This is a genomic window from Embleya sp. L77, from assembly GCF_055557415.1.
Genome location: NZ_CM145709.1, coordinates 493,165 through 515,789 on the forward strand (window position 1 = coordinate 493,165; position 22,625 = coordinate 515,789).

General features: G+C 72.0%; 26 protein-coding genes. 14 read left to right on the top strand and 12 right to left on the bottom strand.

The annotated features are described in order from the left end of the window. Positions 1 to 118 precede the first annotated feature (118 nt). On the bottom strand, positions 119 to 946 hold the full coding sequence (locus ACZOOI_RS02005) for an isocitrate lyase/PEP mutase family protein (RefSeq protein ID WP_465279100.1): 828 nt from the start codon (positions 944 to 946) through the stop codon (positions 119 to 121). Between the two features lie 385 nt (positions 947 to 1,331). Here ACZOOI_RS02005 and ACZOOI_RS02010 point away from each other — a divergent pair, with 385 nt between their 5' ends. After that, positions 1,332 to 2,879 carry a class I adenylate-forming enzyme family protein gene (locus ACZOOI_RS02010; RefSeq protein WP_465279101.1) on the top strand — a complete coding sequence of 516 codons (1,548 nt, stop codon included), beginning with the start codon at positions 1,332 to 1,334 and terminating at the stop codon, positions 2,877 to 2,879. A gap of 112 nt (positions 2,880 to 2,991) precedes the next feature. Here the strand turns inward: ACZOOI_RS02010 and ACZOOI_RS02015 are convergent, their stop codons facing one another. Together ACZOOI_RS02015 and ACZOOI_RS02020 are read right to left on the bottom strand one after the other, a co-directional pair. Continuing rightward, the gene (locus tag ACZOOI_RS02015) at positions 2,992 to 3,672 is read right to left on the bottom strand and encodes a helix-turn-helix transcriptional regulator (protein WP_396010767.1); all 681 of its coding nucleotides are present in this window, start codon (positions 3,670 to 3,672) and stop codon (positions 2,992 to 2,994) included. Positions 3,673 to 3,805: 133 nt separating this feature from the next. Then, the gene (locus tag ACZOOI_RS02020) at positions 3,806 to 4,414 is read right to left on the bottom strand and encodes a superoxide dismutase (RefSeq protein ID WP_391586089.1); all 609 of its coding nucleotides are present in this window, start codon (positions 4,412 to 4,414) and stop codon (positions 3,806 to 3,808) included. Between the two features lie 134 nt (positions 4,415 to 4,548). Here ACZOOI_RS02020 and ACZOOI_RS02025 point away from each other — a divergent pair, with 134 nt between their 5' ends. The 4 genes from ACZOOI_RS02025 (at position 4,549) to ACZOOI_RS02040 (ending at position 7,304) form a co-directional block, all read left to right on the top strand. Next, complete coding sequence (locus ACZOOI_RS02025; protein ID WP_465279102.1) at positions 4,549 to 5,601, top strand: questin oxidase family protein; 1,053 nt, start codon at positions 4,549 to 4,551, stop codon at positions 5,599 to 5,601. A gap of 135 nt (positions 5,602 to 5,736) precedes the next feature. Further along, positions 5,737 to 5,997 (top strand): hypothetical protein, encoded by a 261-nt coding sequence (locus ACZOOI_RS02030; protein ID WP_465279103.1) that lies wholly within the window; start codon positions 5,737 to 5,739, stop codon positions 5,995 to 5,997. A 93-nt stretch (positions 5,998 to 6,090) separates the two neighbouring features. Beyond that, positions 6,091 to 6,588 carry a nuclear transport factor 2 family protein gene (locus ACZOOI_RS02035; RefSeq protein ID WP_465279104.1) on the top strand — a complete coding sequence of 166 codons (498 nt, stop codon included), beginning with the start codon at positions 6,091 to 6,093 and terminating at the stop codon, positions 6,586 to 6,588. Positions 6,589 to 6,656: 68 nt separating this feature from the next. Next, positions 6,657 to 7,304, top strand: coding sequence for a nucleoside/nucleotide kinase family protein (locus ACZOOI_RS02040; protein ID WP_465279105.1), 648 nt, complete (start codon positions 6,657 to 6,659; stop codon positions 7,302 to 7,304). Between the two features lie 22 nt (positions 7,305 to 7,326). Here ACZOOI_RS02040 and ACZOOI_RS02045 read toward each other — a convergent pair whose 3' ends face one another. Next, entirely contained in the window at positions 7,327 to 8,160 is an 834-nt protein-coding gene (locus ACZOOI_RS02045; protein ID WP_465279106.1) for an aldo/keto reductase, read from the bottom strand. A 47-nt stretch (positions 8,161 to 8,207) separates the two neighbouring features. Beyond that, positions 8,208 to 9,476: an MFS transporter gene (locus ACZOOI_RS02050; RefSeq protein ID WP_465279107.1), complete on the bottom strand. Its 1,269-nt coding sequence runs from the start codon at positions 9,474 to 9,476 to the stop codon at positions 8,208 to 8,210. 144 nt (positions 9,477 to 9,620) lie between these two features. On the opposite strand from ACZOOI_RS02050, the gene ACZOOI_RS02055 reads away from it, so the two are divergent. Beyond that, positions 9,621 to 10,067, top strand: a complete 447-nt coding sequence (locus ACZOOI_RS02055; protein ID WP_465279108.1) for a MarR family winged helix-turn-helix transcriptional regulator — start codon at positions 9,621 to 9,623, stop codon at positions 10,065 to 10,067. Positions 10,068 to 10,133: 66 nt separating this feature from the next. Here ACZOOI_RS02055 and ACZOOI_RS02060 read toward each other — a convergent pair whose 3' ends face one another. Continuing rightward, positions 10,134 to 11,183: a lactonase family protein gene (locus tag ACZOOI_RS02060; RefSeq protein WP_391586097.1), complete on the bottom strand. Its 1,050-nt coding sequence runs from the start codon at positions 11,181 to 11,183 to the stop codon at positions 10,134 to 10,136. A 187-nt stretch (positions 11,184 to 11,370) separates the two neighbouring features. Continuing rightward, complete coding sequence (locus ACZOOI_RS02065) at positions 11,371 to 12,027, bottom strand: TetR/AcrR family transcriptional regulator (RefSeq protein WP_465279109.1); 657 nt, start codon at positions 12,025 to 12,027, stop codon at positions 11,371 to 11,373. Positions 12,028 to 12,106: 79 nt separating this feature from the next. On the opposite strand from ACZOOI_RS02065, the gene ACZOOI_RS02070 reads away from it, so the two are divergent. Then, a complete protein-coding gene (locus ACZOOI_RS02070; RefSeq protein WP_465279110.1) occupies positions 12,107 to 12,892 on the top strand; it encodes an ABC transporter ATP-binding protein in 786 nt (261 codons plus the stop codon). 109 nt (positions 12,893 to 13,001) lie between these two features. Further along, positions 13,002 to 13,742 (top strand): ABC transporter permease, encoded by a 741-nt coding sequence (locus ACZOOI_RS02075; protein ID WP_465279111.1) that lies wholly within the window; start codon positions 13,002 to 13,004, stop codon positions 13,740 to 13,742. Positions 13,743 to 13,969: 227 nt separating this feature from the next. On the opposite strand, the gene ACZOOI_RS02080 is transcribed toward ACZOOI_RS02075, so the two are convergent. After that, complete coding sequence (locus ACZOOI_RS02080) at positions 13,970 to 14,947, bottom strand: helix-turn-helix transcriptional regulator (protein WP_465279112.1); 978 nt, start codon at positions 14,945 to 14,947, stop codon at positions 13,970 to 13,972. An 85-nt stretch (positions 14,948 to 15,032) separates the two neighbouring features. On the opposite strand from ACZOOI_RS02080, the gene ACZOOI_RS02085 reads away from it, so the two are divergent. Together ACZOOI_RS02085 and ACZOOI_RS02090 are read left to right on the top strand one after the other, a co-directional pair. Then, a complete protein-coding gene (locus tag ACZOOI_RS02085) occupies positions 15,033 to 15,455 on the top strand; it encodes an SRPBCC domain-containing protein (RefSeq protein WP_465279113.1) in 423 nt (140 codons plus the stop codon). Positions 15,456 to 15,630: 175 nt separating this feature from the next. Beyond that, positions 15,631 to 15,864 carry a hypothetical protein gene (locus ACZOOI_RS02090; RefSeq protein ID WP_465279114.1) on the top strand — a complete coding sequence of 78 codons (234 nt, stop codon included), beginning with the start codon at positions 15,631 to 15,633 and terminating at the stop codon, positions 15,862 to 15,864. Between the two features lie 76 nt (positions 15,865 to 15,940). Here the strand turns inward: ACZOOI_RS02090 and ACZOOI_RS02095 are convergent, their stop codons facing one another. Further along, on the bottom strand, positions 15,941 to 16,675 hold the full coding sequence (locus tag ACZOOI_RS02095) for a DedA family protein (protein ID WP_465279115.1): 735 nt from the start codon (positions 16,673 to 16,675) through the stop codon (positions 15,941 to 15,943). A 205-nt stretch (positions 16,676 to 16,880) separates the two neighbouring features. Between ACZOOI_RS02095 and ACZOOI_RS02100 the strand changes: the two genes are divergently transcribed. Further along, complete coding sequence (locus tag ACZOOI_RS02100) at positions 16,881 to 17,351, top strand: GNAT family N-acetyltransferase (protein ID WP_465279116.1); 471 nt, start codon at positions 16,881 to 16,883, stop codon at positions 17,349 to 17,351. Between the two features lie 89 nt (positions 17,352 to 17,440). On the opposite strand, the gene ACZOOI_RS02105 is transcribed toward ACZOOI_RS02100, so the two are convergent. Further along, positions 17,441 to 17,845 carry a PPOX class F420-dependent oxidoreductase gene (locus ACZOOI_RS02105; RefSeq protein WP_465279117.1) on the bottom strand — a complete coding sequence of 135 codons (405 nt, stop codon included), beginning with the start codon at positions 17,843 to 17,845 and terminating at the stop codon, positions 17,441 to 17,443. Positions 17,846 to 17,959: 114 nt separating this feature from the next. Between ACZOOI_RS02105 and ACZOOI_RS02110 the strand changes: the two genes are divergently transcribed. After that, complete coding sequence (locus tag ACZOOI_RS02110; protein ID WP_465279118.1) at positions 17,960 to 18,490, top strand: GNAT family N-acetyltransferase; 531 nt, start codon at positions 17,960 to 17,962, stop codon at positions 18,488 to 18,490. On the opposite strand, the gene ACZOOI_RS02115 is transcribed toward ACZOOI_RS02110, so the two are convergent. Further along, a complete protein-coding gene (locus ACZOOI_RS02115; RefSeq protein WP_465279119.1) occupies positions 18,459 to 19,130 on the bottom strand; it encodes an SDR family oxidoreductase in 672 nt (223 codons plus the stop codon). The genes ACZOOI_RS02110 and ACZOOI_RS02115 overlap by 32 nt on opposite strands. A 255-nt stretch (positions 19,131 to 19,385) precedes the next feature. Between ACZOOI_RS02115 and ACZOOI_RS02120 the strand changes: the two genes are divergently transcribed. Together ACZOOI_RS02120 and ACZOOI_RS02125 are read left to right on the top strand one after the other, a co-directional pair. Then, positions 19,386 to 19,934, top strand: coding sequence for a GNAT family N-acetyltransferase (locus ACZOOI_RS02120; RefSeq protein WP_465279120.1), 549 nt, complete (start codon positions 19,386 to 19,388; stop codon positions 19,932 to 19,934). Positions 19,935 to 20,148: 214 nt separating this feature from the next. Then, on the top strand, positions 20,149 to 21,471 hold the full coding sequence (locus ACZOOI_RS02125; RefSeq protein WP_465279121.1) for a hypothetical protein: 1,323 nt from the start codon (positions 20,149 to 20,151) through the stop codon (positions 21,469 to 21,471). Positions 21,472 to 21,799: 328 nt separating this feature from the next. Here ACZOOI_RS02125 and ACZOOI_RS02130 read toward each other — a convergent pair whose 3' ends face one another. After that, on the bottom strand, positions 21,800 to 22,258 hold the full coding sequence (locus tag ACZOOI_RS02130) for a flavodoxin family protein (RefSeq protein WP_465279122.1): 459 nt from the start codon (positions 22,256 to 22,258) through the stop codon (positions 21,800 to 21,802). Between the last annotated feature and the right edge of the window lie 367 nt (positions 22,259 to 22,625).

Consider the following 22,625-nt stretch of genomic DNA (forward strand, 5'->3'; position numbering starts at 1 on the left):
TCGGGCCTGCCGGGTCGGGCGGGACCGTCCCCGGCCCACCGACCAGCAGTATGACGTCCACCGCCGCCGACCCACGCACCCCGGCCCACCCGTCCCGGCCGGCCCGTCCCGCCGACCCTCACTCGGCCCGATATACCTCTGACATGGCCTGCGCCTGCGCGTACGTCGGCGCACTGCCCAGCGCCGCCTCCTCGTCGTGCGCGACGGCCCACGCGAGATCCACCGCGTTTTGCACCGCGACCCGGAACAGCAGCGACCCGGTGCTGATTCGCCGCACGCCCAGCTTCGCGAGTCGGGCGCGGGACAGGCCGGTGGGGCTGTACAGAATGTTCAGCGGCGCGTCGGTGGCCCCCACCAGGGTCTCGATCGCGGCCTCGTCCTGGGTGCCCGGGACGAACACGCCGTCCGCGCCCGCCGCCCGATACGCCCGGATCCGCCGCACCGTCTCGTCGAGCGAGGCGGTCGGGCCGCCCACCCAGTACGTGTCCGTGCGTGCGTTGACGAACAGCGTCGGCGCGGCCTCCTTGACGGCGGCGATCACCGCGACCTGGTGGTCCGCGTCGGTCAGCGTGCCGTCCGCACGCCCGTCCTCGATGTTGACGCCGGCCACCCCGGCCCGCACCAGCTCGGCGCCCAACGCCGCGACGTCCTCCGGGCGCTCCGCGAACCCGCCCTCGATGTCGACGCTGACCGGCACCGGCAGCCGCGCGATGCCGACCCCCAGGCGTAGCGTCTCCTCGCGCGTCCCGCCGACCCCGTCCGGCTTGCCCGCCGCGATCGCGACGCCCAGGCTCGTCGTCCCGATCGCCGGGAACCCGCGCTCGACCAGCGCCGCCGCCGAGGCGTGGTCCCACGCGTTGGGCAGCAGCAGCGGTGCCCCGGCTTGGTGCAGAGCCCGAAATTCCGCGAAACGATCGGCATTGTCGGCCTGGTTCGTGCTGCTCATCGAGCGTGCCCTTCGGATCGACGACGACCGCGCCGAACGCGGCCGAACCCTGCCGATCCTGCCCCACTCCCCCGCGCCCGGCATCCGGTTTGCCACCCCGACCGGCAAAGCGCCGGACCCGAGCGAAATCCGCGAAACTGCGCTTTTCGGCCCGGAGCAAGCGCCGATCATCCGGGACAGCCACCGACTACCGCCCCGGGGCAACCGCCGACTACCGACCCGGGACGACCACCGATCACCGAAGCGCGGGACGGCCACCGATCACCACCGTGGGACACCCACCCATTTCCGACCACGGACACCCGCCGAACACCCAACGGATCACCCCTTCGAGGCCGCGCCGTCGGCCCTGCGGTAGCGTCCCCGCGAGAACGAGGGAGGCCCGATGCTGCTGCACGAGATCCTGGTCGACGCGGCTCGGGAGGTACCCGAACGCACCGCCCTGATCGTCCCCGCGCACACCCCGCGCCGGCCCACCGAGCCTCACCCGCCCGAGCCCACTCCGGCCGAACCTCACCCGACCGGGCCCACCGTCTGGACCTTCGCCGAGTTGGCCGGTCACGCCCGCGCGCTCGCCGGCACCGTCGCCCGACGAACCTCGCCCGGCGCCCGGGTCGGGATCCTCGCGCACAATCGGGCCGAGTACGTGGCGGCCTACTACGGCGTCCCGTGGGCCGGCCGGGTGCTGGTCCCGCTCAATCCCCGATTGCACCCGCGCGAGTGGGCCGACCAGTTGGCCCGCTCGGGCGCGGAACTGCTGCTCGGCGACGCCGAACCGATGGCCCGGCTCGGCCGGCCCGATTTCCCGAGCCTGGAGTTGGCCGAGGCCCTCGCCGAATCCGCCGGCGCCGAGCCCGAGTTCACCCCGGCCACCGACGAAACCGCGCTGACCTGGCTGCTGTTCACCTCGGGCACCACCGGCCGGCCCAAGGGCGTCCGGCTCACCCACCGCAGCCTGATCGCCTCCATGCGCACATCGCTCGCCTGCCGCCCGGTCGACCCCGACACGGTCGTCCTGACTCCCTTCCCGCTTGCGCACGTGGCCGGCTACCAGGTGCCGGCCCACCACCTGATGCGCCGCCCCGTGGTGGTCCTGCGCCGCTACGAGCCGGCCGAACTGGCACAGGTGGTCCGCGAGTTCGACGTCACCAACCTGTCCCTCGCGCCGACCATGATCGATGCGCTGCTCGACCACGTGCACGAGGGCGACGGACTGCGCGAGCGGATCCGCTCGATCAGCTACGGCGCCTCGCCGATCACGCCCGACCTGATCCGCCGGGTCGACCGGCTGCTCGGCTGCGCCCTGGGGCAGGGCTACGGCATGACCGAACTCTCCGGCAACGCGGTGTTCCTGAGTGCCGCCGACCACCGCCCCGAGTTGTACACGGCGGCCGGCCGGCCCGGCCCGGGCGTCGAGATCCGCATCGTCGACGACGCGGGCCGACCGCTGCCGACCGGCGCCACCGGCGAGATCTCGGTGCGCTCCGAGCAGGTCGCGGACGGCTACTGGCAGGCGGACACCGGCGAGTTCGCGGCCGGCTGGTTCCGCACCGGCGACCTGGGCCGCGTCGACGCCGACGGCTACCTGTACGTCCTGGACCGCAGGAAGGACGTGATCATCACCGGCGGCGAGAACGTCAGCGCCCGCGAGGTGGAGGCGGTGTTGCGCGGCCACCCGGACGTCCGCGACGTCGCGGTGGTCGGCGAACCCGACCCGCGATGGGGCGAACGCGTGGTCGCGGTGGTCGTCCCGGCATCGGGTCGCTCCGTCGATCCCGACACGCTCGTCGCCCTGTGCCGCGCGCACCTGGCCGGCTTCAAGATCCCGCGCCGCGTCGTGTTCACCGACGCCCTTCCGGTCACCGGCACCGGCAAGGTCAGCAAGCCCGCCCTGCGCGAACAACTCGCGAGCGGAGCCCCGGCCGGCTCCTGACCCGGCTCGGCGGCGTTGGCCGGTCGCCGGCCGCCCGGCCGGACGGCCGCCCATCGAAGGCACCGGGCCGGGCGCACCCCGCCGGCAACCGCCGCGCAGGCGCTCGACCCACCTACCCGTCGCCTGCGCCCGGCTCGCCGGGATCGGCCGCCACCGGTCGGATCTCATAGGCGCAGTGCGGCGCTCCGGCCACCATGTGGCTGACCCGCCGCACCTCGGTGTCCGGCAACGCCTCACGCAGGAAGGCCAGTTCCGAGGAGCACGCGGTGCCGCACCGGATCGCCACGTCGAAGATCGCGCAGTTCTGTTCGACGATCAGCCACCCGCCGCCGTCGGCCAACGGTTCCGCGGCCGCCAGGTAGCCGTCCTCGTCCAGGATCGCGGCTATCGCGGCCACCCGATCGGCCAGTCCCGGCGCGGTCGTTCGGGCCCGGGCCCGTTCCAGGCGCCGCTCGCGCCGGCGGTCGAACAGCCGGTCCACGAATCCGGGCTCCTCGGCCTGCGCGGTCTCCAGCAGGTCGCCGACCAGGTCGCCGTAGCGCCGGGGGAACAGGTTCTCCCCGGCCGCGGTCAACCGATACACGTGCTTGGGCCGGCCCGGCCCGAGTCGGGCCTGCCGATGGGTCACATAGCCCTCGGCGACCAGCCCGGCCAGTTGCTGGCGCATGCCGCTCGCGGTCATCCCGACCGCATCGGCAAGTTCCTCCGCGCGCAGTTCGCCCGCGCCCTTGAGGCGCCGCAATATCTCGCGCCGGGTCTCGGGCAACAGTGCGAACGCGTCCTGCTCGGTCACCGCTCGCCCCTTTCTTCGACCCCGAGTCTCCCGAGTGCGTACTCGTGCATGTGCACCGGCGCCGGCCCGCCCGCCAACGCGCTCCAGGGCCGCACGGGAAGCACCCGCACGGCCCTGGACCGAACGCCGTTCCTCAGGCGCCCTTGGCGGCCGCGAGGCGGGTGGCGACGTCGTCCCAGTTGAAGACGTTCCACACGGCCTTGAAGAAGTCCGCCTTGACGTTCTTGTACTGCAGGTAGAAGGCGTGCTCCCACGCGTCGATCGCGAGCAGCGGCACGGTGCCCTGCGGGATGTTGCCCTGGTGGTCGTAGACCTGGGTGACCACGATGCGCTGCGAGAGCGGCTCCCACGCGGCGACGGACCAGCCCGAACCCTGCACGGTCATCGCGGTCTGCGTCATGTGCGCGCGGAACTGCTCGAAGCCGCCGAAGTCGACACCGATCTGCTCGGCGAGGTCACCGGTGGGCTCGCCGTTGCCGGTCGGGCCGAGGTTGGTCCAGAACAGGCTGTGCAGCACGTGGCCCGAGACGTGGAAGGCCAGGTCCTTCTCCAGCTTGGAGATGGTGCCGTAGGCCTCCTTGTCGCGGGCGTCCGCGAGCTGCTCCAGGGCGGTGTTGGCACCGGCCACGTACGCCGCGTGGTGCTTGTCGTGGTGCAGCTCCATGATCGCGCCGCTGATGTGCGGCTCCAGGGCGGCGTAGTCGTAGGTGAGGTCGGGGAGCGTGTAGACCGTGTCGGCCACGGGAGTTCCTCCTGCGCAGTGGTTGCGGTGACGTATTGGACCCTATGCTTCCGACCGGAGGCCAAGCAAGTTGGGAAAGGCTCAACTGTCCTAACCCGAGGCCCCGATCCACCCGAGCACCGAAGGAGTTGACGATGCATCAGCAAGCCGCCGAAACCTTGGACGAAGCGTTCGAACGTCTACATCGCACCGGTTCCGAGTTCGACGACAAGCTGTCCAATCACGGCCCGATGGCCGTCGAGGCGCTCGTGCACTCGGGCCAGTGGGAAGCCGTGCCCGCTTGGCTGGACGTTTACACCCGACGGCTGGAACCACCCACCCGCCCGACCGAACGCATCGCCCGGGACGCGTGGCGCGAGGCACTGGGCGACCGCGCCCGGGACGGGGACTGGATCGCGCTGTTCACCGACGAGATCGCCGAGCGGCCGTGGCGAGAGGTGCTCGCCCTGTGGTGGCCACGCCTGCTCCCGGGCCTGCCCGGCGGTGCCACGCACGGCGTGATCCGGGTCGGACACGCGGTCCGCGCGCTGCTGGAGGCGGGCGAGAGCCCGGTCCGGCTGGCCGAGTTCGCGCACGCGATGGCGTATTTCGCTTCAAGCAACCAGGCTCTGCCCGAACTGCCTCGGCTCGCGGGGGGCCGCACGCCGTTCGACGCGCTGGAGGCCGTACCGCCGCTGCCGGTCGGCGAAAAGGGCCACATCAGCAGGCGGCTCGATTACCTGGCCGGCTGGGACCGCTGGTTGTCCGCGACCCTGTCCGTGCGCACCGCCGAGACCCCCGAGGAGGCGCAATCGCTGCTCGCGGACACGGTGCACGCGGCCACCCTGCGCTATCTGAGCCGCGGGCACGGCAACGCCGTGATGAACGTGCACGGCGTGACCGCCCCCAGTGCGGTGCTGCGCGTGCTGCCCGCGTTGCCGCCCGAGTTGTGGATCCCCTCGTACACGGCCGCGTGGGCCACGAGCAGCGCGGTCTTCGCGGTGTACATGGCGCGCGAGGACGCACCGAAGACGCCCGCCCCGGCGGCCGATCCCGGTGCCGCGATGGAGAGCGCGCACGCCCACGGCGACGAGCACGTGATCAAGCTGGTGGACAGCGCGGCGGACGTGTACGCCCGCTCCGGCGACTCGCGGGCGTTGTCCGCCGGCGTGCTCGCGGCCGACCTGGTGCCGCCGCTGCGGGGGTGATCGAGCGGGTCGAGTCACGCGACACGCCCTCGTCCGAGTGAGATTCCCCCACTCGGCGCATCGGATTTCGTTCGCTGGTCCCGTACGGACGACCCGCACGGACACCCCGTACGGGCACCGACGAACGGAGATCCGATGCGCGTCACCGCACTTCTCGCCGCCGCGGCCACCGGCGCCCTGCTCGCCCTGGCCCCGGCCGCGCCCGCGCTCGCCGACGGCCGCGCGGACACCCTGACCAGCGAAACCAACCGGGTCGGGCAGATCGACGAGGACGACGTGCTCAAGGAGTTGCGGCCCGCCGTGGTGGGCATCCACGAGGGCATCTCCGGCGGCTTCGTCGAGGTCCCGCCGCCGCACGTGCAGGCACCGCAGATGCCGCCGCTGCCCGACCTGTGACCGGGCCGCGTCCGCGGATCGGGCCGCCGGCTCTCACTGACGCACCGTCAGATATCTCTGGATCTCGGCCGTCCATCGCACTAACGTCCGCCCATGACCGAGACATCGAAGGACCCGAGCGAGACATCGAGGAACCGCACCGAAACGTTCGGTGACCTCGAAGGCCGCAGGCGCACCGTCGAAAACTTCTGGCGGGGCGTGGACACCCACGACTGGGACCTGGTGGCGTCCACGCTCGCCGACGACTTCGTGCGCGTCGGGATGCGGGACAACGCCGAGGACACGTGCGAGGGCAAGGAGGCGTACCTGCGGTTCGTCTCCACCGTCACCGGCCGGATGGCGCAGCACGAACTGCGCTCGCGTTTCACCTTCCTCAGCGAGGACGGCCGGTATGCGTTCAACGAGGCGGTCGAGTCGATCCGGCCGACGCCGACGGACGACCTCCTGGTGATGCGGTTCGCGAACTACCTCGAACTGAACGACGAGGGCCTGATCGTGCGACTCGACATCTTCTGGAAGACGCCGCCGTACATGCCGCCGGACTGGATCACCGTGGACGCGACCCTGGAGCGCGAACCGCGGGGCGACTGAACGCCCGCACCCGGGGCGGCCGAGAATGGGGCCATGATCGAACCCGACGGCCCCCGCCCGGTGCGCCGATGGTGAGCGCCCGCCCCCTCACCCCGGGCGCCCTGGTGGACGAACTCGTCGCCGCGATCACCGCCCGCGCGGGCGGACGCCGGTGGACCCGGGTCGCCGTGGACGGCGCGGACGCGGCCGAACCCGGCGCCGTCGCCGACGCGCTGGTGGCCCCGCTGCGGCTGCTGGGGCATCCGGTGTTGCGGGTGCGGGCGCGCGACTTCCTGCGTCCCGCGTCGGTGCGCCTGGAGTACGGGCACACCGACGCGGAGTCGTACCTGTGGGGCTGGCTGGACGAGGCCGGATTGCGTCGGGAGGTGCTGGAGCCGCTCGGCCCGGACGGCACCGGCCGGGTGCTGCCCAGCCTGTGGGACGCCGCCCGGGACCGGGCCACCCGCGCCGCGTACACCACCCTGCCCGAGGGCGGGGTCCTGCTCCTGGACGGGCCGCTCCTGCTCGGCAAGGGGCTGCCGTTGGAGCTGAGCGTGCACCTGTGGTTGTCCCCGGGCGCGCTGCGCAGACGTACGCCGGCCGAGGACGCCTGGACGCTGGAGGCGCTGACCCGCTACGCGGACGAGGTCGGGCCGGCGACCGAGGCCGACCTGCTGGTGCGCTACGACCACCCCGCGCACCCGGCACTGGTCGAGCCGGAACACCGCCGGGCCTGAAGCCGCGCCGGATTCGCCGAACCTAGTTGAGCGTGTCCGGGTCCGGGCCGAGCCGCCCGCCGCGGTCCAGGGCGTTGATCGCGTCCAGCTCCTGTGCGGTCAGTTCGAAGTCGAACACCTCGAAGTTCTCCCGGATCCGGGACGGGGTCACCGACTTGGGGATCACGATGTTCCCCAGCTGAAGGTGCCAGCGCAGCACCACCTGGGCGGCCGTCCGGCCGTGCGCGCGGGCCGCCTCGGCGATCACCGGGTCCTCCAGCAGTTCGCCGCCCTGGCCCAGCGGGCTCCACGCCTCGGTCGCGATCGAGTGCGCGCGGTCGTACCCGCGCACCTTGCCCTGCTGAAGGTAGGGGTGCAGCTCGACCTGGTTGACCGAGGGCACCACGGCGGTGTGTTCGAGCAGCCGGGTCAGGTGGTCGGGCTGGAAGTTGGACACGCCGATCGTGCGCACCCGGCCGTCCGTGAGCAGCTTCTCGAACGCCCGCCAGGTGTCCAGGTAGCGGTCCCGGTTCGGGGTCGGCCAGTGGATCAGGTACATGTCCACGTAGTCCAGACCGAGCCGGTCCACGCTCTCGTCGAACGCCATCAGCGTCGAGTCGTAGCCCTGCGCGGTGTTCCACAGCTTGGTCGTCACGAACAGTTCCTCGCGCGGCACCGAGGAGGCGGCCAGCGCCCGACCGACGCCCGCCTCGTTGCCGTAGACGGCGGCGGTGTCGATGCTGCGGTAGCCGACCTCCAGCGCGGTCGCCACGGCGGTGGTCGCCTCGTCGTTCTCGACCTGGAAGACCCCGAAGCCGAGCTGCGGGATGGTGACGCCGTTGTTCAGGGTGATGTCGGGTACGGGGGTGGAGCTCATGGTCGGGATCGTCCTTCGTCGTGGGGGTCGGGTGGTGCGGCCCGGCATCAGCCGAGGAGCCGAGCGGGCCGCTCGGCCGTGTCCGGCGCGCCGGAGTCGCCCTGCCCGCTCTGCCCGCTGAGCACGGTCCGCACACCGGGGGTGTGCGCCGCCACGACGCGGGAGCGGTGCAGCGCGCGCCGTTCCAGGCCGTGGGCGAGCACCGCAAGCACCAACGCGCCCAGCGCCAGGCCCGCGCCGACCCAGTTGGCCGACTCGTAGCCGTGCCCCGCGTCGATCACCAGGCCGCCCAGCCACGCGGCGATCGCGTTGCCCAGGTTGAACGCGCCGATGTTGACCGCGGCGGCCAGCGTCGGCGCGCCCGCGGCGTTGTCCATCACCCGCTTCTGCAACGGCGGCACGGTGGCGAAGCCGAGGGCGCCGATCAGGAACAGCGTGATCACCGACGCGGTCTTGTCGTGCGCGGTCACGGTGAACAGCGCCAACACACCCGCGAGCGCGAGCAGCGAGCCGTACAGCAGCGGCATCAGGTGCCGGTCGGCCAGCCTGCCGCCGACCGCGTTGCCCACCAGCATGCCCAGGCCGACCACCGCGAGCAGCCAGGTGACCGCACCCTCGGAGAAGCCCGCGACGTCGGTCATCATCGGCTTGACGTAGGTGAGCGCGGCGAACACACCGCCGAAGCCGAGCACCGTCATGCCCATCGCGAGCAGCACCTGGACGTTGCGGAACACCGCGAGTTCGTGGCGCAGATGCACACCCTCGGGCTTGGGCTGTTCGGGCACGAGCCTGGCGATGCCCACCGCGCCGAGCACGCCGAGGGCCGCGACGAGCAGGAAGGTCAATCGCCAGCTCACCGACTGGCCGATCAGCGTGCCCAGCGGCACGCCGAGCACGTTGGCCAGGGTCAGGCCGGCGAACATCGTGGAGATGGCCGCGGCCTTCTTCTCCGGCGCGACCAGGTCGGCGGCCACCACCGAGCCGATCCCGAAGAAGGCACCGTGGGTGAAGGAGGCGACCACGCGCCCGAGCAGGATCACGCCGAATGCCGGGGCGAGCGCGGTCAGCGCGTTGCCCAGCACGAACAGCCCCATCAGCAGGATCAGCATGCGCTTGCGCGAGACGCGGGTGCCCAGGACGGTCATCAGCGGGGCACCCAGCAGCACACCGACCGCGTAACCGCTGACCAGGAGCCCGGCGGTGGTGATCGAGACGTCGAAGGTGCCCGCGACCTCGGGCAGCAGGCCGAGGATGACGAACTCGGTGGTCCCGATGCCGAAGGCCCCGATGGCGAGGGCCGACAGTGCGAGAGGCACGGAGTACCCCTTTCGAGGAGTGGTGGAGAGGGCGCTCGACATGCGCCGGGCATGCCACGCACACCGATTACAGGCGTTGACAATATTTGCAGACGCCGATCAATGCAAACGCGGGCTATTTCGCTTCGGAGGTATCCTGAGCGCATGGGACAACAGAGGCAGGCCATCGAACCGCCGCTCGCGCAGGGCTGGTGCGCGCTCGCGGCGCTGCACAATCGCATCGAGGCGCACATCGAACGCGCGCTCCAGAGCGAACACGACCTGAGCGTGCGCGAGTTCTCGGTCCTGGACGTGCTCAACCGGCAGGACGGCTACCACCTGCGGATGAACGAACTCTCCGACGCGGTCGTGCTGAGCCAGAGCGCCACCACGCGCCTGGTCACCCGCCTGGAGGAGCGCGGCCTGCTCTCGCGCTACCTGTGCGACACCGACCGCCGGGGCATCTACACCGAGGTCACCACGACCGGCTGCGACCTCCTCGCCGTCGCCCGTCCCACCCACGACAAGGCCCTGCGCGAATCCCTCGCGGACGCCCAGCAGCGCCCCGACCTCGCCCCCCTGGTCGAGGCGGTCAAGTCCCTGGGCCTGTAGCCGATCGCATCGGCGAACGCCGGACGAGCCCGTTCGGCCCGTCCGGCGCCCGAGGACCGCCGTCCTCTACACCAAAATGCTCGTCGGACTCCCCGTCGAAAGCACGACCCCCAGCGCCGTCAGCCGCCCCGACGCCGGATCACATCGGAACCCGGTGACCGTGTCCCCGCGCTGGTTCGCCACGTACAGCAGGTCCCCCACCAGCGCCAGGTCCCGCGGCCAGGCCCCGCCCACCGGCACCTCCTCGACGAGAGCCAGTTCCGCGCCGTCCACCGCGAGCACCGAGACGGTGTCCGGACCCCGGTTCGCCACGTAGACGAACCGCCCGTCCGCCGCCGCGACGATCCCCGACGGCGCACCCTCGCCGCCGGAGAGCACGAACGGCTTGCCCGCCACCGTGAGCGCCCCCGTGCGCGGGTCGCTGCGCAGCGGCGTCACCGTCGTGTTCAACTCCCCCGCGAGCCACGCGAGATCGTTCGGCCCGTAGGCGATGTGCCGAGGCCCGGTGCCCGGCGGGAGGGTCACCTTCGGCCCCTCCGCGATCGTGCCCGCCTCGGCGTCGAAGCTCAGGTGGTACACGGTGTCCGAGCCAAGGTCGCACACCACGAGCCACTCGCCGCCGGCCGCGAACGTCACCTGGTGGGCGTGCGAGGACGCCTGTCGGTCCTTCACCGGCCCGGACCCGGTCAGCCGCACGTGCGTGGCCGCCTCGCCGAGCGTCCCGTCGTCGGCGATCGGGTGCACGGTGACGCTGCCGCCGCCGTAGTTGGCCACCACCACGAACCGCCCGGTGGGATCGGCCGCGAGGTGGCACGGCCCCGCCCCGAGCGTGGACACCTCGCCCAGCGGCACCAGCCGTTCGTCCTGCACCGAGTACGCGCCGACCGCGCCCTCGCCGCCGCGCTCGCTCACCGCGTAGAGGAAACGACCCGAGGGATGCCGGGCCACGTACGAGGGCGAGATCGCCGGGATCACCGCGGACGGCGTGCCGAGCAGCCCGGTCTGCGGGTCCTGCCGGCACACCGTGATGCCGCTGCCGTGACCCTCCATGTCGGGGGTGTACGCACCCACGTACACGAGCGGTCCGCGTCGGTCGGAAGCATTTGGTGAGGTCACACGGTTCTCCTGTTGTCTGGCCTGTGGCGGACGACCGTCGATCGACTCATGATCCATCGGCCGAGCATCCATCGGTCGAGCCGACGGCGCCGACCACGCAGATCATCGCGGATCGATCGCCCCTTCGCCGCCGATGTCATGCTCCTCCCCGACCCGGCCGCCGGCACACCAGCCGACGCGGGCCGGGTCACGGCCGCGCGCGAACCGCGTAGCCCAACACCTCGGCGCTCAAAAGCGATTCGACCGCGTCCAGTTGCGCCAAGGCGTAAGCGGCCGCCGCGTTCACCCCGCCGCCGGCCGCGATCCGTCGGCCGATGCCCCGGAAGACGGCCTGCTGGATCCCGGCGAGTTGCCCGGCGATCAGCGCCGGTACCGGGTCGTCCGGGGCCGCGCCCGCCTCTTCGGCCAGGGTCGCGCCGAGCGCGTCCGCGCCCAGTTGCTGCATCCGCCACAGGCGGGCCATCAGCGCGGGCGACCCGTGCATGACGTTCATGAAACGTTCGTAGCCCTCGACCAGGCCCACGTACGGCGACCGCACCTCGACGTCCCGGCGCAGCGCGTCCAGCACCGCGCGCGCCGCGGATTGGCCCACCGCGCGCTCGCGCACGATCCGGCTCGGTCGGTCGACCACCTCGGACTCGCGGTCGAAGAACAGGTCCTCCTTGGTCGGGAAGTAGTTGTAGACGGTGTTCACGGACACCTCGGCCGCATCGGCGATCTGCGCGATGGTCACCGCGTCGAACCCGCGTTCCAGGAACAGTCCGGTCGCGACGTCCGAGATGTGCGTCCGGGTGCGGCGCTTCTTGCGCTCGCGCAGCCCTTCGGCGGGTTCCGACTCCGTCATGCCCTCATCCTAGCCTTCATGGGGTCATTTTAATTTTGGGGTCGTTGCAAAATTTTAATGACTATGTTTCGGTAGTCGCATGACACCGGTCATCCACACCTCCGGGCTCGCCCGGACCTTCACGACCAAGCGCGGCACCGTCGAGGCCGTCCGCGGCATCGACCTGACCGTCCCGGCGGGCGAGATCCTGGGCTTTCTGGGTCCCAACGGCGCCGGCAAGACCACCACGCTGCGCATGCTCACCACGCTGCTCGCCCCCACCGGCGGCAGCGCCACCGTGGCCGGCCACGACCTCGTGCGCGACCCGGCGGGCGTGCGCAGGCGCATCGGCTACGTCGCCCAGTCCGGCGGCGTCGACCCCGCCGTGTCGGTGCGCGAGGAACTGACCACCCAGGCCCGGCTGTACCGCCTGGACAAGGCGGACGCCCGGGCGCGCGCCGCCGAGTTGGCCGCCGACCTGGACCTGCTCGACCTGCTGGACCGCCCGTGCGCGGCCCTGTCCGGCGGCCAACGACGCCGACTCGACATCGCGATGGGCCTGGTGCACCACCCCGACGTGCTCTTCCTGGACGAGCCCACCACCGGCCTGGATCCGGGCAGTCGCGTGGACCTGTGGGACCTGATCCGGCGGATCCGCGACGAGTGGGGCACCACCGTCTTCCTCACCACGCACTACCTGGACGAAGCCGACGCGCTCGCGGACCGGCTCGTGGTGGTCGACCACGGCCGCGTCGTCGCCCAGGGCACCGCACACGCGCTCAAGACCGAGTACGCCGGCTCCCCGAACGCCTCGCTCCAGGACGCGTTCATCGCCATCACCGGTCGGCGCACCCCCGCGCCGAACGAGACCCCGATCGCCGTCTGACCCGGCAGAGGTAGCCATGTCCACGTCATCCACACCGTCGACACCCACCGTGCGAACCACCCGAGTCGCGCCGCCCGCACGACCGGTTCCCTCCGCATCCTCCGCCCTCGTGTCCGACACCCTCCTGATCTTCGGCCGCTACCTGCGCCAGACCGTGTCCGCCAGGATCGGCCTGATCTTCGGCATCATCCAGCCGCTGCTGTTCCTGATCCTGTTCGGCCCGCTCCTGCGCGACGTCCCGCTCGGCGGCGACGGCGACTCCTGGCAGACCCTGGTTCCCGGCCTGCTGGTCCAACTCGGGCTCTTCAGCGCCGCGTTCGCGGGCTTCGGGATCCTGATCGAGAAGCAGCACGGCGTGGTGGAGCGCATGCGGGTGACTCCGGTGAGCCGACTCGCGCTCCTGCTCGGGCGCGTGCTCAAGGACATCGTGCAGATGCTCGTGCAGTCCGTGGTGCTGGTCGCGGTCGGTGTGGCGTTCGGACTGCGCGCGCCGCTGCTGGGCGTGCTGATCGGATTCGGCTTCGTCGCGCTGATGACCGCCTCGCTCGCGTCCCTGTCCTACGCCCTGGCGATGCGGGTGGACAGTCCGCAGGAGTTCGCCCCGGTGGTGAACTCGGTGAACCTGCCGGTGATGCTGCTGTCCGGCATCCTGCTGCCGATGTCGCTGGCCCCGGGCTGGCTGGACGGCATCTCCCGGGGCAACCCGCTGCGCTACCAGGTGCAGGCGGTGCGGTCCGCGTTCGTCGGCGACTACGGCGGCACGGTCGGCATGGGCGTGCTGACCTCGCTCGGGTTGGTCGCGGTGTCGGTGCTGCTGGGCGTCCGCGTGTTCCGCCGCGCCGGCGCGTAGATCCCGTCCGGGCACGTCGGTCCACCGCCACGGCGGCGCGGGCGCTAGGCGTGTCCGGTGGATCTTGGTGGGGTCGCGTCGTCTGGTGCCGTGGCTCGGCGTGCCGGAGAAGCAGCCGCATAGTGTTCTATTCGGCTGTTTCTCCGGTGCGGCGAGACGAGCGCAGCGAGGAGCCCGAAGGGCGGATGCCAGGCGGCGCGGCCCCACCAAGATCCGCCGGACACGGCCTAGACGTACCGCGCCGCCGTCGCCCGCGCGGCGGCGGCCAGTTCCGCGCGCAGTTCGGGTGGGTCCAGGGCCTCGACCTCCGGGCCGAGCCGCAGCAGTTCCGACACGGCCGACTCGATCGACTCGATCGGGAAGTCGGCCCGGACCCGACCGTCCGCCAGCGGCTCTCCCGCGCTCGCCTCGACGGTGTCCGCCACGTACGCCCCGAACAGTTGTCGGACCGCCCGGCGGGCGTCCTCGCTCAGCAGCACCTGCGCGCGGATCGGGCGCAGCTGTTCGACGAAGTCCCGGGACCAGGCCTGCCAGTAGGCCGCCAGGTCGAAGGTCGGATCACGCTCGAACACCTCGTCGAGCACATCCAGCTCCTCGATCCGCACCACCCGATACGTACGGTCGCGATGCTCGCTCGCCTGCACCGTACGGGCCACCAGGTACCACGCCCCGGCCTTGAGCACGAGGCCGTACGGCTCCAGGTCCCGGGTGACCTCGCCCGTCCAGCGCCGGTAGTGCACCCGGATCCGCCGGTCGGTCCACACGGCGGCGGCGATCCGGGCGAGTTCCGGCGAATGGTCCGCCTCGCGATGCCACCCCGGCGCGTCCAGATGGAAACGCAGCTGCGCACGGCCCACCCGCTCGCGCAGCTCGGCGGGCAGCCCCGCCTGCACCTTGAGCTGCGCGGACGCGACCACCGCGCCCAGTCCCAGTTCGGCCGCGGGCCCCGGCAGTCCGGCCAGGAACAGCGCGTCCGCCTCGTCGTGGGTGAGCCCGTTGATCCGCGTGCGAAAGCCCTCCAGCAGCCGATATCCACCGGCCGGCCCCCGCTCGGCGTACACCGGCACACCTGCCGCGCCGAGCGCCTCGACGTCGCGGTAGACGGTGCGGACCGACACCTCCAGCTGCTCGGCCAGTTCGGTCGCGGTGACCAGACCCCGGGTTTGCAGAGTCATCAGGATGGTCAGCAGTCGGCTCGCGCGCATGATCGCCAGTGTCGCGCATACCTGACGGGTATTGACAGGTACTCGAACGAGACTGGGCGCAGCACCGCACCAGGAGGGTAGGACCATGAGCGAGACCACCGGCCGGACACAGGACGCGGGTTATCAGATCGGCGTCTCCAAGACGCTCCCGTATCCCGTCGAGCAGGTGTGGGAGTTGATCACCTCCGCCGCCGGCCTGGCCCTGTGGTTGGGCGAGGACGTGGACCTGACGCCGACCCGGGGCGCGCCGTACACCACCGCGGACGGCGGCACCGGCGAGGTGCGCGGGTGGCGCGAGCTGGACCGGGTCCGGGTGACGAGCCGGTTGCCGGGCTGGGATCACGACACGACCGTGCAGGTGACGACGGGCGCGAGCGGGCCGGGACGAACGGTGCTGCGGTTTCATCAGGAGTGGTTGGCCGACGCCGGGGAGCGGGCCCGGCAGCGGACCCACTGGCAGCACGTGATGGCGGCGGTCGAACGGGCGCTGGCGGCGCCGAACGGGTGAAATGCGTCGCCGAACCGGTGCACTTCCGTTCGGGATCTTCGCTTCCGTGCCATTCGTTGATCGACCATCGAGGGATGTCGGCAGGATCCCGACCTCGATGGCCGAAGTCTCGATACGGCAGTGGATCTCGGTACGGCAGCGATGTCCGTCCGCAATGGGAACGGAGAACGGCGCGATGAGCGGCTTCCTCGACAAGGCCAAGAAGATGGCCGAAGACACCATGAACACCGGAAAGCACAAGGTCGAGGAGGTCCAGGTGACCCGGGAGGCGGGCACGCTGCTCAAGCAGCTGGGCACCGCGTACTGGAGGGAGCAGCGCAGCGGCGGCTCGCACGAGGAGGTCACCCGGGCGCTGGCCGCGCTGGACGAGCACGTGGCCAGGCACGGCGACACGGGTCTGCGCGGCTGAACCGACGGTCGGCGACCGGCGTCACCACGCGCCCGGCAGCACGAGGGGGCCGGATCCCGCCTCGCCCCGTCGCCGGTCAGGCGGCGCTGTCCTCCCGGACGGCCACCGTCGCGCCCGCGAAATCTTGCCGAGAACCCGCGGCTGCGTCCGCCGCGGGGTCCCCGAACGCCGAGGAACGGTTCTCCTCGGCCTTGCGGCGCCGACGCCGCCGCACGTAGGTGACGATGCCGGCGACGATACCGATCGCGACGATCGCGACCCCTATCCAACCGGGGACGCTCGCCGCCGACGGGTACGCGCTGCCCGCGAGTCGGCCCAGCATGATCGAGCCCGGCACCCAGACCAGGATGCCGACCGCGTTCCACGGCGCGAAACGCCGATAGGGCATGCCCGCGGCACCGGCGAGCCGGGGCAGCAGGGTCCGGGCGAAGGCGACCCAGCGACCCAGCATCACGGTCACGCCGCCCGCGCCGCGGCCGCGGGTGAACATCTCCTCGGCCCGTTCCCAGCGATGCTCGCCCACCCGGCGCCCCAGGCGGCCGGTCCTTATCCGTTCACTGCGATGTCTGCCCGCGAGGTAGCCCAGGGTGTCCCCGACCACCGCGGCGGTGGTGGCGATGATCAACACCGGAATCAGTGCCAGGTGACCGGTGGAGGTGAGCAGGCCGCCCAGCAGGAGCACCGGTTCGGCGGGCGCGAACACGCCCAGGAGCAGCCCGGTCTCGATGACGGCGACCAGAGCGATCACGACATAGGCGTACAGCGGTGGTAGATCTCCCAACCGCTCCACCCACTCGTGCACGGCATCCACGTGGAACCTCCCCGTTAGGCCGCTTGCCATGTGGCTTGACAAGCATCCGCCCTCGATCGTGTCAACGGATCCTGCGCGCGGCCGAATTCCCGCCTACTCCCCTGGCCGTACAAAGGTGATCCCAGTCATCCGTCCCCGGCCGTCTGCGCGTCGGGTTCGGGACCGGAAGGATGGCTTCCAACGGGCGCCCTCTACGTTGGGCGCCATGAACGACATCGAAATCCGGCCGGCGGGCCGGGACGACATCGCCGCGATCGTAGGGCTTCTGGTGGACGACGTGCTCGGTTCGGGACGGGACTCGCAGGAGGACCTGACCCCCTACCTGGCCGCCTTCGAGCGCCTGGCCGCCGATCCGAACCAGGAACTGATCGTGATGACCGGGCCCGATGCGGCGACCGGCGGCCGCAAGGTGATCGGCACCCTCCAGCTGACCATCATTCCGGGCCTGTCCCAGCGCGGTACCACCCGCGCCCTGGTGGAGGCGGTTCGCATCGACAGCACCCGGCGCGGCGACGGCCTGGGCACGATCCTGATGCGTTGGGCCATCGAACGTGCTCGCGAACGCGGGGCGAGTCTGGTTCAGCTCACCTCCAACAGCACCCGCGAGAACGCCCACCGCTTCTACCGCAACCTCGGCTTCAGCGACTCCCATGTGGGCTTCAAACTCACCCTCTGAGCCGGCCGGCGCGGCCGCGCGGCCCACCACGGCGCCCCGGTCGGCTCGCGAACCCGACGGCCGGCCGGACCCGTGGGGGTCACCCGGGTCTACGGTCGCTCGCCCAGCTCGACCCGGACGCCGACCGTCCCCGACGTCCCGCGCCGCAACCGGCTGCCGAACAGGGTCATCCGCCCGACGAGTCCGAACTTGCGCCGGATCAGGTCCCGGTAGCGCTCCGTGCCGGCGGCGTCCAGCAACGACGCGTGGCCGGGCACCGCCGCTCCGTGCGTTCTCCCGCGCGCATCGCATGCGGTGACCGTGACCTTCCCGCCGTTGCGGATCCGCTTTGCCTTGCCGGAGTCCCGCGCGGTCCACACCCCGAGCGCGTCACCGTCGCGGAACACCCACACCGGGGTGCCCACCGCGCGGCCGTCCCGCCGGAACGTGGTCAACAGCACGTACTTGCCGGCCGCGAGCCGGTCGAGGTCCGAGGGCAGCTCGGGCGAAGTCATGCGCGCGAGTCTAGAGCGCACGCGCGGCGCGGGGGCGGCGCACACGAAGCGGTCGCCAAGATCGTCCCCGACCCGACCTGCCCGGCGTACTGCCCGGGGTGGGACGATGATCGGATGTCGCGCACATCGGAGGAAACCCGCGTCCAGGTCCGCCCCGCGACCGAGGCCGACGGTACGAGTCTTGCCGAGATCGACCACCTCACCTGGTCCCCCGACGTCACCCCGGTCCCGCGCTGGGCCGCGGACAAGGCCTTCTTCCGCAACGCCGAGCACGTGCGCGACACGCTCGTCGCCCACGAGGGCGACCTCGTGCTGGGCTACGTGCTGCTGGAGCGCTCGACGCTGTGCCCGGCCACCGGGCACGTGCAGATCGTCAACGGGCTCGCGGTGCACCCCGACCACCAGGGCCGCCGGGTCGGCCGGGCGCTGCTCGCGGCGGCCGAGGCCGAGGCACGCAGGCGTGGGGCCCGTCGGATCACCCTGCGGGTACTCGGCGGCAACACCGCCGCCCGGGCCCTGTACCTGGCCGCCGGCTACCGGATCGAGGGCGTCCTGGAGGGCGAGTTCCTGCTCGGCGGACGCTATGTGGACGACGTACTGATGGCGCTGGACCTCACGACCGAGGCTTCGCCGCCGCGTACTTGACCGCCTCGGCGACCGGCACGTCGCCGCCGACGACCTCCAGGGTCTTGCCGATCGTGCCCGGCTGGGTGACCAGTTCGGCCAGGATCGCCGCCACGTCGTCCCGGCGGATCGCGCCGCGGCCCTCGCGCTCGGACAGTGCGATCAGCCCGGTGCCGGGACCGTCGGTGAGCCGGCCCGGGCGCAGGATGGTCAGGTCGAGCGCGCCGCGCGAACCCAGGTCCTCGTCGGCCTCGCCCTTGGCCTTGAGGTAGAGCGCGAAGTCCGGGTCGGTGTCGGCGGGCGGCCGGGTCGAGGCGCCCATCGAGGACACGATCACATAGCGCCGCACGCCCGCGTCCTCGGCCGCGTCGGCGAGCAGTACCGCGCCGCCGTAGTCGACCGTCATGGTCCGCTCGCGGGTACTGTCCGGCCCCGCTCCCGCCGCGAACACCACCGCGTCCGCGCCGACCAGGTGCTCGACGACCTCCTCGACCGGCGCCCGCTCCAAGTCGCACACGACCGGCTCGGCGCCGGCCGCCACCAGGTCGTTCGCATGGTCGGGGTTGCGAATGAGCCCGACCACCGTGTGTCCGCGATCGGCGAGCAACCGCTCCAGCCGAAGTGCGATCTTTCCGTGTCCACCCGCAATGACAATACGCATGCATCCGACCGTAAGGTCAGCAACCGGGACATCGGCCGGCGTGGCTCCGCGACACGATCAGGTTCCACTGTTCGGCTGCCGTGGGCGGGCATCGGCGCTGCTCGGGCGAGCGCCGGCGAGTGTCCCCCGGGGGTTCTCGGCCTCCCGCGCCTCGCCCGGTCCTTCTTCTCTCCCGCCTCGCTTGCCCTGCCTCGCTCGGTCGCCTCGGCCACCCGCAGGGCGGCGTCCCGGTGGTGGCCTCTAAGGTCCCCTGCCATGACGATCGCCTCCGGTCCGACCATCACCACGGACCTCGCCCACGCCCGCGACCTGCTCTTCTCGTACTACAACGCGACCGCCGACGAGACCGGCTACCCGGGCTGGGAAAGCCCCGATCAACTACCGCCCTATTTCCGCGTGGACCACGACGACCCGGCCGACTACTACGCCCATCCCGGCGCCTACTTCACCGCCCTCCTGGACGGTCGGCCCGCCGGCGGCGTCGGTGTCCATCTCCTCGACGCCGACACCGCCGAGGTCAAACGCCTGTACGTGCTCCCGCACGCCCGCGGACACGGCGTCGCCCGGTCCCTGATGGCCTGCCTGCACGCGCACGCCCGGACGGTGGGCGCGCGCCGCGTCGTACTGGACTGTCTGCCGCAGCGCACCGGCGCGATCGGCCTGTATCGGGCCCTGGGCTACCGGGACATCCCGCCGTACCGCGACGATCACGGCATCCTCCCACTCGCCTGCTTCGAACTCGCCCTGGCCGACGGGCACGGCGAGCACAACGGGCACGGCGGCCTCGTAGACCCCATCGACTGATCGAACCGCCACGCGGACGCGACCGAGGCATTCGGGTCGATCGAGGCACATCGATCCGCTGCCTCGACAACCCACCCACCCTCCCCCATTTGCCGTAACCTGCCCTATCGCTTCCCCGCACGATCGGGCGGATTTCGCCCTTTGCCCTCCCTCATGCCCCGCAGCCGTTCTATCGTCGCCCCGTTCGGTGTCACCCGTACGGAAGGGGCCGGTCGTGACCCGAGGAGGCATCGGTGCGGCGCGCGTCGGCAAGGCGCTGGGGCTCGTCCCCCGCCAGGTCCGCCTCGCCGCCCGAACAGGACTGCTCGCACAACACCAGGACGGCACCTTCGACGCCGACGCGGTCGCCCGCGCCGCCGCCGACCCCGGCCCCTTCCTCACCGCGCTCAGTCGCGAAGAACCGCTCACCGCCACCGAGGCCGCGCACCGCCTGGGCATCAGCCGCGAGCGCTTCCGGCGGGTCGCCCAGGCCGCCGGGCTGCCCGTCGTGGATCGGGTGCGGGTCTCCCGGTACGGCCGGGACCTGGAGGTGCGCTACTACCGCACCGCCGACGTGGACACGCTGCATCCGCACATCACCGCGGATCGCGAACTGCGCGAGGCCGCCCGGCGGGTGGCCCGGTCACTGGCCGCGACCAAGGCCGCCGCCACCCGCGCGCACAACCGCGAACGTGCGCACCACGCGCGCCGCTATCTCGCGACGCTGGCCCCCGACCGGCAGACCGACCCGGCCGACGTGATCGCGTTCGCCTGCGCGCTGGCCCGCCTGCACGGCACCGCGCCCGCGCGGCTGCGCCGGTTCATGGGCGACCCGCGCGTGCGCGACATCGCCGAGATCGGCGACCAGTGTCGTTACAAGCCGGCCGAGATCGCCGATCTGCTCGCCGCCGCCGTCCCGCGCGCGCTCACCGCGCTGCGCTCCCTCGCCCGACCGCACCGGGTGTGGGCCACGCTGGGCGTGCCCGCCGAGGACATCGCGCACCGCATCCCGTCGATCGACCACCACATCAGCACCGACCTGCTGCACCGGTTGGCCACCGACCCGCCGCGCTGGCTGCTGGAGTTGCACGCCGACCGCGAGCTCGAACACGCCACCGCCGCGGTCACCCGCTGGCTCGATCGCGAATGGCACGCCCAGCAGCGCCGCGCCGAGGCGGTGTGCCGCGCCGCCGAGGCGATCATCGACCACCTCACCGACGACGCCGTGGCCGAACTCTTCGGGCTGCCGGTGGAATTGGTCCTGGAACTGCGCCCGCGCAGCAACAAGTGGACCACCGCCTACGTCGAGGAACTCCTGCATACGCGCCCAATGTGGCTGCGCAGCCAGGTGCTCGCCCACGCCGAGATCGCCCGCCGGGCCACCGCCCGCGCCCGCCGCGAGGCCGCCCGAACCCAACGCCGCCTCAGCTGGCGCCGCACCTGGGCGAGAGCCCTGTCCATCCCGCTGGAAGCGGTCCCCGACACGGTCGAACGCCCCACCCCCGCCGCCCTGCGAACCGCCCGAGCCCACCCCCCACACTGGGCCCGCCCACACTGACCGACGCACCCCCGCCCGCAAGGGAGCCCGCGTCCCGGGCAAACGCATCACCAGCTCGCACCGAAGCAACCGATCGCGCGGCGGCCAAGCGCCCACCTGCCCGACGCGTCGAGGCCGTCGCACCGGCACACCGCGCGGTGCGGATCGACCACCACGCCACGGCCGACCACGCCGCGACGCCCCTCGCTCCGGTCGGGAACCGCCCCCTGGCCGCCTGCGTGTCGGCCCCACCAGACATGCTGTGCGTGGCCGTCGTTGCTGCGACCGGCCGGTCCGCCGCAGGGTGGTGGGCGCGCGGCTCGGCCTCCCGTCCGGAGGCCGGGCCGCGTCACTCCCGAGGCATCAGTTCGGCGGCCACGACGGCGCCCAACTCGGTGCAGGCCGCGAGGGTGTCGCGGGTGGGCGGTCCGGCGACCTCCACCGGCGGGCGGACCCGCCGCCATTGCAGGCCGGTGGCCACCGATTCGACCGAGCGGACCGCGCCGGTGGTGTCGCTCCCGCCGTGTACGTACAGGCCGTAGGGGCGGCGGACCGTCTCGTGCAGGCAGGGGTAGTAGGCCGAGTCGAAGAAGTGCTTCAGCGCCCCTGACATATAGCCCAGGTTCGCGGGTGTGCCCAGCAGGTAGCCGTCCGCCTCCAGGACCTCGACCGGCGAGCAGGTGAGTGCGGCCCGGACCCGGACCTCGACGTCCTCGATCTCCGGATCGCGGGCGCCGGCGAGCGTCGCCTCCAGCATCTCGGCGAGTGTGGGCGAGGGCGTGTGGTGCACGACGAGCAGGATGGCCATGGCCTCACGCTGCCAGAACCGGACGGGTGTGGAAACGACCCGATCGGCGGCCGCCGCTCCGGCCACCACTTCGGGCGCCGCCCGGGCGCCACTCCAATGGGTGAGTTTGTCGGGAAATCGACATCGGTGCGCCCCGCCGCGACGGAACCCGCAGCCCCGGCCGGGTCCGCCGCAACTCGAGACTCCCGCCCGCGCGTACGGGCGCTCCGAGTCACCCATACGAGTGGAGTGCCGGAAAAGACGTGGCGATTCCACCCGTTTGATGCTTTGACACATGCGCACCATTTGTGACGATAAGAGCACTTTAGGTAATACGTCGATAGGCCAACCGGCCGGCATCCCAACCCGGCACCCGGCACCTCGGGGA